Raw genomic sequence first — 10,774 nt, 5'->3', positions numbered from 1 at the left:
CTCCGCCCGCCCGGCGCCGCTGCCACCCCCCCCCCCCCCCCCGGTGATGTGGGCGCGGGGGGGGGGGGGGGGGCTTCCTGGCCGGGCTGGCTGCGACAAGGGCGTCCCTGGGTGCGTTGAGTGCACCAAGGGCGTCCCTCGGTGCGGTAGACGCACCGGGGGCGTCCCTCGGCTCCGGCCGGGGGCGGAGGACTACTCGCCGCCGCCGATGGCCAGGTTGATGAGGGCGTCGCGGTCCATCTCGTCGATCGACGGGCGTTCGCGCGGCACCTCGGCGGCCGCCCCGGCCCCGGCCTCGGCCGCCGGTGCGGGCCGCTGGGCGAGGCCGAGCAGGCCGTCCAGCAGGCCCGATTCCCGCAGCCGGGACACCGGGATGGTGCGCAGCAGCTCCCGGATGTCGTCCTCCGAATCCGGCGCCGCCGGGATTTCGGGCTCCACAGAGGACGACGGCGCGGGCGAGGCAGCGGCTGACTCCTCGTCCTCCGGCACCAGATCCGCGCACAGGTACTCGGCGAGTTCGCGCGGGGTCGGGTAGTCGAAGATGAGGCTCGCGGGCAGTTTCTGCCCGGTGGTGAGGATCAGCTTGTTCCGGAAACCGGTGGCGGACAACGAATCGAAGCCCATCTCGCTGAACGCCCTGTCCGGCTCCACCTCGTCCGGCCCGCCGTAGCCCAGCAGCGCGGCGGCCTGCGTGCGGACCAGGGTGAGCAGCGTGGGCACCCGCTTGTTCGCGGGCATCGACGCCAGCCGGTCCCGCAGCGACCCGGTCTCGGCGGGCGCCTCCTGGGCGACCCGCCGGGAGGACGTCCGCACCAATCCGCGAAGCACCTCCGGAAGCTCGCCACGGTCCCGCCGCCCGAGCGCCTTGAGGTCGAGGCGGATCGGCACCAGCAGCGGGTCTCCGAGCACCGTCGCCGCATCGAACAGGCCCAGTGCCTGCTCGGGAGACAAAGCTTCGAGACCGCTGCCGTCGGAGCCACGACCGGCGGCCATGCCGCCGTCCCCGGTGTCCCACATGCCCCAGGCGAGGGAAAGCCCGGCGAGTCCCGACGCCACCCGATGCGCGGCCAGCGCGTCCAGGAACGCGTTCGCCGCCGCGTAGCTGCCCTGCCCCGGCGCGCCGAGCACCCCGGCGGCCGAGGAGAACAACACGAAGGCGGTCAGGTCGAGATCGCGAGTCAGCTCATGCAGGTTCAGCGCCGCATCCAGCTTCGGCCGCAGGACCTTGTCGACGCGCTCGGGCGTCAACGCCGTCAGCACGCCGTCGTCGAGCACACCGGCCGTGTGCACCACCGCGCGCAGCGGATGCCCGGCCGGGATCTCCGACAGCATCGTCGCCGTGGCCGCCCGATCGGCGACATCACAGGCGACCAGCGAGACGGTGGCTCCCAGCCCCACCAGTTCGTCGCGCAACGCGGCGGCTCCGGGGGCGTCAGCTCCCCGGCGGCTCGCCAGCAGCAACCGGCGGACACCGCGCGCGTTCACCAGGTGCCGGGCGACCGCGCCGCCGAGCGCACCCGTCGCCCCGGTGATCAGCACGGTGCCGTCCGGGTCCCAGGCCGGTTCGGCCGACGGCGAAGCGGCGCCGACGAGCCGCGGCACCCGCTGCGTCCCGCCCCGCAAGGCCGACGCGGATTCGCCCGAGCCGACGACCGCGGGCAGCGCACGGATCGAGGCCTCGTCCGCGTCCAGGTCGACGAGCACGACGCGCTCAGGGTGCTCGGCCTGTGCCGAGCGCACGAGGCCGGAAACCGTGGCGGCGGCCAGGTTCGGCACGTCCTCCCCGTCGCAGGACACCGCTCCTCTGGTGACGACCAGGAGCTTCGCCGTAACGAATCGGTCGTCCGCCAGCCAGCTCTGCAGCAGCCCCAGTATCCGGTGTGTTTCCTCGCGAGCCGGCTGTCCTTCGGCGCACGGCACCACGAGCACCTTGGTGCCCTGTGCCGCCTCGTCGAGATCGGAGACGATCCGCGCGCCGAGGGTGTCCGCGAGGCCCCAGCGGTCCGGGCCGAGCACGCTCCACCGGTCCGCGGTCACCTCGTCCAGCGTGGCCTTCTGCCATTCGACCCGGTACAGCGACGTGTCCGGGGTACTCACCACAACCGGCGCGGCCGGTTCCGCGGACATCGGCCGCAGCAGCAACGACCCGACCGAGACGACCGGCTGCCCGGCGCCGTCGGCGATCTCCATGGCCACCGCGCCGCGTCCCGTCGGCCGGACGTGGACCCGAAGCGCGGAAGCACCCACCGCGTGCAGGGACACGCCTTCCCAGGAGAAGGGCAGGGACCGTTCCTCGGTTGCCCCGCTCAGGCCGATGGCGTGCAGCGCGGCGTCGAACAACGCCGGGTGGATCCCGAAATCGTCCACTTCGGACTGTGCGGCGGCGGGCAGGCTCACCTCGGCGAACACGTGGTCGCCCGCCTTCCACGCGGACCGCATGCCCTGGAACCGGGGACCGTAGACCAGGCCGCTCTCGGCCAGGCCCTCGTACATGCCCTCCAGCGACACCGCTTCGGCGCCTGCGGGAGGCCATTCGGTGTGCTCGAACGACGGGCGGCGGTCCGCGGGTGCCAGCGCGCCGGCCGCGTGGCGGGTCCACGGGGCGTCCTCGGCGCCCTCGGGCCGGGAATGCACGCTGAAGCGGCGCCGCCCGGCGCTGTCCGGGCCGTCGATCGCGCACTGGACCTGGACGCCGGACCGCTCGGGCAGCACCAGCGGCGCCTCGATGGTCAGCTCCTCCACGACCTCGCAGCCGACGTCGTCGCCCGCGCGGACGGCCATCTCGACGAATCCGGTGCCGGGGAAGATCGCCGCGCCGCCGACCGCGTGTTCGGCCAGCCACGGGTGCGTGCCGAGGGAAATCCGGGCGCTGAACAGCACACCACCGGTTTCGGCCAGGGGCACCGCGGAACCCAGCAGCGGATGCCGCACCTGGCCGGGCTCCTCGGTACCGCCGTTCTCGACCCAGAAACGCTGCCGCTGGAACGGATAGGTCGGCAGCTCCACCGGCTGGGCACCGGTGCCGTCGAACAAGGCCGCCCAGTCGGGCGACCGACCGCTCACATGCAGCCGCGCGATCGCGGTCAGCAATGCCGCCGGCTCCGGAGCCTCCTTGTCCGCCGTCGCGGTGACCATCGCCGCCGCGCGGTCTTCCAAGCCGTCTTCGACCAGTCCGGCGAGGGTGGCGTCCGGCCCCAGCTCGACGAACCGGTTGACGCCGTTGCCTTCCAGCCAGCGGACGGCGTCGTGGAACTGAACGGCCTGACGCACCTGACGCGTCCAGTACTCCGGCGAGGTCAGCTCGGTGGCGAGTTCGCCGGTCACGGTCGACACGATCGGGATCCGCGGCGCCGAGAACGTCAGCTTGTCCGCGATCGCGCCGAACTCGGCGAGCATCGGCTCCATCCGCGCCGAGTGGAACGCGTGCGACACCCGCAACTGCTTGGTGCGGCGCCCGTTTTCGGCGAAACGCGCGGCGAGTTCGAGCACCGGCGCTTCGTCCCCGGAGAGCACGACCGACATCGGGCCGTTCACCCCGGCGATGTCGACACCTTCGCCCAGCAACGGCCGAACCTCGTCCACCGAGGCCGCGACGGCCACCATGACGCCGCCTTCGGGGAGTGCGCGCATCAGCCTGCCGCGCGCGGCGACCAGCATCGCGGCGTCCTCCAGCGAGAGCACGCCGGACACGTGTGCCGCGCTCAGCTCGCCGATCGAGTGCCCGGCCAGGAAATCCGGCCGCAGCCCCCAGGATTCGACGAGCCGGAACAACGCCACCTCGAACGCGAACAACGCGGGCTGGGTGTACTCCGTGCTGTCCACCAGTTCCGGGTCCGCCGTCGCTGTCCTCAATGGACGGTCGAGGTGACGGTCCAGTTCGGCCCGCACCTGCTCGTAAGCCCGCGCGAACACCGGGTACGCGGCGGCGAGGCCGTCGCCCATCCCGGCACGCTGCGCGCCCTGGCCCGAGAACAGGAACGCGGCCTTGCCACCGGCCAGCACGACGCCCTCGACGAGCCCGTCGGCCTCTTCGCCGTCCGCCATCGCCATCAGGCCGCGAAGGAATTCGGGACGCCGCCTGCCCAGCACCACCGCGCGATGGTCGAACGCCGAACGTGTGGTGGCGAGCGAATAGCCGACGTCGGCCAGCTCGTGATCGGCCTCGTCGACGAAGGCCAACATGCGCTCGGCCTGTGCCTTCAGCGCCGTTCCGCCGCGCGCGGCGAGCGGCCACGGCACCGGGGTGTCGAGGTCGGCCACGTCGCCCGAGGGCACCGAGGCCGGAGCGGCGGGCGGTTCTTCGAGGATGACGTGCGCGTTGGTCCCGCTCACGCCGAACGACGAGACACCGGCGCGCCGCGGCCGTCCGGCCGCCTCCCACGGGACGCGCTCGGTCAGCAGCCGCACGTTGCCCGCCGACCAGTCGACCTCGCCCGAGGCCTCCCGGACGTGCAGGGTCTTCGGCAGCTCGCCGTGCCGCATGGCCAGGACCATCTTGATCACCCCGGCGATGCCCGCCGCGGCCTGGGTGTGCCCGAGATTCGACTTGACCGAACCGATCCACAGTGGACGCTCCGGCGGCAGCTCCCTGCCGTAGGTGGCCAGCAGCGCCTGTGCCTCGATCGGGTCGCCCAGCTTCGTCCCGGTGCCGTGCGCCTCGACGGCGTCCACGTCCGCGGGCGTCAGGTTCGCGGCGGCCAGCGCGCTGCGGATCACCCGCTGCTGGGCGGGCCCGTTGGGCGCGGTCAGCCCGTTGGACGCGCCGTCCTGGTTGATGGCGCTGCCGCGCAGGACCGCGAGGACCGGGTGCCCGAGGCGCCGCGCGTCGGACAGCCGTTCCAGCACCACGACGCCCGCGCCTTCGGACCACGAGGTGCCGTCGGCGTCGGCGGAGAAGGCCTTGCAGCGGCCGTCCGGGGCGAGGCCGCCCTGCCTGCTGAACTCCACGAACGTCTCCGGTGTCGCCATCACCGTCACGCCCCCGGCGAGCGCGAGCGTGCATTCGCCCTGCCGCAAGGCCTGCGCCGCCCAGTGCAACGCGACGAGCGACGACGAGCACGCCGTGTCGACGCTGACAGCGGGCCCCTCGATGCCGAGGGTGTAGGCCACCCGCCCGGTGACGATCGAGCCGGTGCTGTTGCTGCCGACGTAGTCGTGGTACTGCACCCCGGCGTAGACGCCGGTCTGGGAACCCTTGAGCGACAAGGGATCGATGCCCGCCCGCTCCAGCGCCTCCCAGGAGGTTTCGAGCAGTAGCCGCTGCTGCGGGTCGATCATCGCCGCTTCCTTCGGCGAGACACCGAAGAAGCCCGGGTCGAATTCACCGGCGTCGTGGACGAACCCGCCCTCGCGCACGTAGCTCGTGCCCGGCCGCACGCGCTCCGGGTCGTACAGCCTGCCCAGGTCCCAGCCACGGTCGGCCGGGAACTCGCCGATCGCGTCGCCCTCTTCGTCGAGGAGCCGCCAGAGGTCGTCCGGCGACGAGACGCCGCCGGGCAGGCGGCAGCCCATCCCGACGATCGCGATCGGCTCGTCGTGGGCGCTCACCCCGGCGACCACGCTGTCGCGCGGGCTCAGCCCGGACAGCTCGGCCAGCAGGTGTTCCGCCAGCGCGGACACCGTCGGGTAGTCGAAGACCAGCGTCGAGGGCAGCCGCAGCCCGGTGGTCGCGTTCAGCCCGTTGCGCAGCTCGATCGCGGTGAGCGAGTCGAAGCCGAGCTGCTGGAACTCCCGGCCGGGGTCGATGTCCTCGGCGGAGGCGTAGCCCAGCACCGCGGCCGCGCGGGTCCGGACCAGGTCGAGCACGGTGGCGAGGCGATCGGCCTCGGGGACGTCCGCGAGCAGCCGCCCGGACGAGACCACCGCGGCGGACCCGGCCGCGGTGCGCCGCGTCCCGCGATTCGCCAGGTCCCACACCGGTTTCGGCGCGTCGGCGCCGGAGGCCCGCAGTGCCGCGAGATCGAACCGGACCGGGAGGACCGCGGGCTCGTCCGTGGCGAGCGCCGTGTCGAACAACGCCAGGGCGTCCTGAGTGGACAGTGGGCGCAGGCCGGTGGCGGAGAGCCGCGCGACCTCCGCCTCGTCCAGGGTGCCGCCCATGCCGCCCGCTTCCGCCCACAGGCCCCAGGCCAGCGACAGTGCGGGCAGGCCCTGGGCCCGCCGGTGCGCGGCGAAGGCGTCGAGCACGGTGTTCGCGGCCGCGTAGCCCGCCTGTCCCGGTGCGCCGAGCACGCCGGACACCGACGAGAACAGGACGAACGCCGCGAGATCGGTGCCGGAAGTCAGCTCGTGCAGGGCAAGCACGCCGTCGACCTTGGGCCGCAGCACCGCGTCGACCCGCTCGGGCGTCTGCGAGCTGAGTACGCCGTCGTCGATCACGCCCGCGGTGTGCACCACCGCGGTCAGCGGATACTCCTCCGGCACCGCCGCGAGCACCGCGGCCAGGGCCTCGCGGTCGGCGACGTCGCAGGCCGCGGTCCGGACTTCGGCGCCCAGGTCCGCCAACTCGGTGAGCAGCTCGGAAGACGCGTCGAGCCCGCGACGGCTCACCAGCAGCAGATGCCGCACGCCGTGCTCGGTGACCAGATGCCGGGCCAGTTCCGCGCCGAGCGCACCCGAACCGCCGGTGAGCAGCACGGTCCCATCCGGGTCGAACCGCTTGGCTTGTGGCTCCCCCGGCTTGACGCGGGTCAGCGCGGGAGCGTGGAGGACGCCTTGGCGCAGCACGAGTTGCGGCTCGTCCGAAGCGAGCGCGGTCCCCAGCGACGCGGCGACGTCCGCCTGCTCGTCGACGTCCAGCAGCACGATCCGGCCGGGGTGCTCGGCCTGCGCCGAACGCAGCAGGCCCCAGACACCCGCGCCCGCGAAGTCCGTCACGTCCTCGCCGGAAACGGCGACCGCCGCCCGGGTCACCACCACGAGCGTGGACTCATCATAGTCCGAAGTGGACACCCACGTCTGGGCGGCGAGCAACGCCCGGCGCACCCGGTCGTGCACCGACTGAGCGTCGGATCCCGGCTCGATGGTCAGGAGCACCACCGGCGGGACCGCATCGGCGTCGGCCAGCCTATCGAAGTCCACAGTGGACACGGTGGCACCGTCCGAAGCCGGGAGAGGCCGCCAGTCGAGGCGGTACAGCGGATCACGGCGTGCGGACCCGGCCGTCGGCGAGGCGAGCGGGCGGAACACCGTCCGGTCGATCGTCGCCACCGGCGCCCCGGTCGCGTCCGCCACGACGACACCGAACGCGTCGGCACCCGCCGGGCTGAACCGGACCCGCGCCTCGGCGGCGCCCGAGGCGTGCAGTTCCACTCCCGACCACGTGAACGGGACCAGGCCGACACCACCGTCGCCGTCTCCGGCAACCCGCAGCGCGTGGGTGCTCGCGTCGAGCAGGGCCGGGTGCAGGCCGAACCGGCCCGCGTCGAGCGGGACGTCCTCGGGCAGCGCGACCTCGGCGAAGATCTCCTCCCCGCGCCGCCACACCGCGCGCAGGGAACGGAAAGCCGGTCCGTAGTCCAGGCCGGTTTCGGCGAACTCCTCGTAGAGCCCGTCCACCTCGACGGGTTCCGCGCCGGCGGGCGGCCACTCGGTCAGCTCGACTCCGCGTCCGGCGTGCGTCGCGACCAGCAGCCCGGTCGCGTGCGAAGTCCATTCCAGCTCGTCATCGGCGTCGGCATCGGGCCGGGAGTACACGCCGAACGGACGTGCGCCCGACGCCTCCGCGGCACCCACGGCGACCTGGATCCGCACCCCGCCCCGATCGGGCAGCACGAGCGGGGTGCCGAGGGTGAGTTCCTCGATCCGCCCGCAGCCGACCTGGTCACCGGCCCGGATCGCCAACTCCGGGAAGACGGTACCGGGGACGGTCACCACTCCCCCGACGCGGTGATCGGCGAGCCAGGGCTGGGCGCCGGACGAAAGCCTGCCGGTGAGGACGACGCCGTCCGTGCCCGCCACCGTGGTTGCCGCGCCCAGCAACGGGTGACCCGATCGCTGGAGCCCGGCCGCGGTCACCTCGTCGAGCCGCGAGCGGGCGTCGAGCCAGTAGCGCCGCCGCTGAAAGGCGTAGGTCGGCAGCGGCACCCGCCGCGCCCCGCGCCCGGCGAACACGGCGTCCCAGTCCGGGGTGAGGCCGTTGACGTACAGCTCCGCCAGCGCGGCGAGCGCCGCCTCGGGTTCGGGCCGGTCCTTACGCAGCGCCGGGACGACCACGGCGGTGTCGGACGTCGTGGTGAGGCTGTCGCCGACGAGCGCCGCGAGCGCGCCACCGGGCCCGACCTCGACATACCGCGTCACACCCTCGGCCTCCAGCGTGGCCACGCCGTCGGAGAACCGCACGGTCTCGCGGACGTGCCGCACCCAGTACTCCGGGTCGCGCAAATCCTGCGCCGAAGCCAGTTCGCCGGTCACGTCGGACACGATCGGGATCGCCGGCGCCGCCGTCTCGAGCCCCGCCACGACCGCGCAGAACTCGTCGAGCATGGCGTCCACGCGCGGCGAGTGGAAGGCGTGGGAAACCCGCAGCCGCCGCGTTTTCCGGCCCTGGCCCTCGAAATGCGCGGCCAGGCGCGTCACCGCGTCCTCGTCGCCGGAGAGCACCAGCGAGAACGGGCCGTTCACCGCGCCGATCCCGACGGCGTCGGACAGCAGCGGCCGGACCTCCTCCTCCTCGGTGGCCCGCACCGCGATCATCGCGCCGCCCGCGGGCAGCGCCTGCATCAACCGGCCGCGCGCGGCGACGAGCGTGCACGCGGCCTCCAGCGAGAAGACCCCGGCGACGTGCGCGGCGGCCAGCTCGCCGATGGAGTGGCCGAGCAGCAGATTCGGCTTCACGCCCCAGGATTCGAGCAGGCGGAACAACGCGACCTCGATCGCGAACAACGCGGGCTGGGTGTAGCCGGTCTCGTCCAGCGGCCCGCTCTCAGCGAAGAGCACCTCCTTCAGCGGCCGGTCCAGGAGTCCGTCGAATCCGGCGCAGACGGTGTCCAGCGCTTCGGCGAACACCGGGAACGTCCCGGCCAGCTCCCGGCCCATCCCGGCGCGCTGGGCGCCCTGGCCGGAGAACAGGAACGCGGTCAGCCCCTCGGCGGCGGTTCCACGCACGACGCCAGGTGCGCTCGAACCCTCGGCGAGCGCATCCAGCCCCCGGCTCGCGGCAGCCGGGTCCCCGGCCAGCACGACCGCCCGGTCGGTAAGCGACGATCTCGTCGTCGCGAGCGAGAAACCCAAGTCCAGCAAGGACTCCTGACCGTCCACAACAGACCGGAGAGCGGAGGCCTGCGCGCGCAGCGCCCGCTCCCCCGCGCCGGACACCGGCAGCGGAACGGCCAGCCCGGCGGGCCACGCGGGCGTCGCGGGCACGGTCTCCTCGGCGGGGGCCTCCTCCAGTACCAGGTGCGCGTTCGTCCCGCTCACCCCGAACGAAGACACCCCGGCGCGGCGGGCGCGCTCCGTCCTCGGCCACGGCCGTTCGGACTGCAGCAGCCGGACGTTGCCCGCCGACCAGTCGATCTCGCCGGACGGCTCGGCCGCGTGCAGCGTCTTCGGCAGAACTCCGTTGCGCAGCGCCAAAACCATCTTGATCACGCCGCTGACCCCGGCCGCCGCCTGGGCGTGGCCGAGGTTCGACTTCACCGAGCCGAGCCACACCGGACGGTCCTCCGGCCGCTCCTGCCCGTAGGTCGCGATCACGGCCTGCGCCTCCATCGGGTCGCCGAGCGTGGTGCCGGTGCCATGGGCCTCGACGGCGTCGACGTCCGCCACGGACAGCCGCGCGTTGGCCAGCGCCTGCCGGATCACCCGTTGCTGCGAAGGCCCGTTCGGCGCGGTCAGGCCGTTGGACGCGCCGTCGGAGTTGACCGCCGAACCGCGGACCACCGCCAGCACCGGATGGCCGTTGCGCCGGGCGTCGGAAAGCCGTTCCAGCAGAACGAGTCCGGCGCCCTCGGCCCAGCCCGTGCCGTCCGCGGCCGCGGAGAACGGCTTGCACCGGCCGTCCGGCGCGAGCCCGCGCTGCCTGCTGAACGCGAGGAACGGCGCCGGGGTGGCCATCAGCGCCACGCCGCCCGCCAGCGCCAGCGAGCATTCGCGTTGCCGCAGCGCCTGGGTGGCCAGGTGGATCGCGACGAGCGAGGACGAGCACGCGGTGTCGACAGTGAGCGCGGGTCCTTCGAGCCCGAGCGCGTAGGCAACGCGTCCGGAAAGGACGGAGCCCGCGTTGCCGGTGCTGAGGTAGTCCTCGACGGCGTCGGTCAGCGTCGCGGGCGGGATTTCGTCGTAGTAGTCCTGGCCGCCGCTGCCGACGAACACGCCGACCGCGGCCTCCCGCAGCGAGTGCGGCGCGATACCCGCGCGCTCGACGGTCTCCCACGCCAGCTCCAGCACGACGCGCTGCTGCGGGTCCATCGCCAGCGCTTCCCGCGGCGAGACGCCGAAGAACCCCGCGTCGAACTCGCCCGCGTCGTGGACGAATCCGCCTTCGCGGACGTAGCTCGTGCCGGGGTGGTCGGGGTCGGCGTCGTACAGGTCGTCGGTGTCCCAGCCGCGATCGGCCGGGAACGGGCCGATGGCGTCGGTGCCCTCGGACACCAGCCGCCACAGGTCCTCCGGCGAACGCACGTCGCCCGGGTACCGGCAGCCCATCGCGACGATCGCGATCGGCTCCTGCTCGGCGGTCTCGACCTCACGCAGGCGCTCACGGGTCTCGTGCAGCTGGCCGGTCACCCGCTTGAGGTACTCGACGAGCTTTTCTTCGTTGTTCATCTTCAGCCTC

1 protein-coding gene is annotated in these 10,774 nt (G+C 73.4%); it reads right to left on the bottom strand.

The window, feature by feature from the left end:
- Nucleotides 1-192: 192 nt before the first annotated feature.
- Complete coding sequence (locus tag ACFWX1_RS40295) at nucleotides 193-10,764, bottom strand: SDR family NAD(P)-dependent oxidoreductase (RefSeq protein ID WP_378395135.1); 10,572 nt, start codon at nucleotides 10,762-10,764, stop codon at nucleotides 193-195.
- Nucleotides 10,765-10,774: the final 10 nt, after the last annotated feature.

This window comes from Amycolatopsis sp. NPDC059021, from assembly GCF_042739895.1.
Taxonomy (GTDB): Bacteria; Actinomycetota; Actinomycetes; order Mycobacteriales; family Pseudonocardiaceae; genus Amycolatopsis.
Note: the sequence above shows the minus strand (reverse complement) of the source record. Positions and strands in the feature narration are given on the sequence as shown.

Excerpts from the sequence above, each read along its gene's own strand:
- ACFWX1_RS40295 (WP_378395135.1), bottom strand. The coding sequence starts at position 10,764 with ATGAACAACGAAGAAAAGCTCGTCGAGTACCTCAAGCGGGTGACCGGC.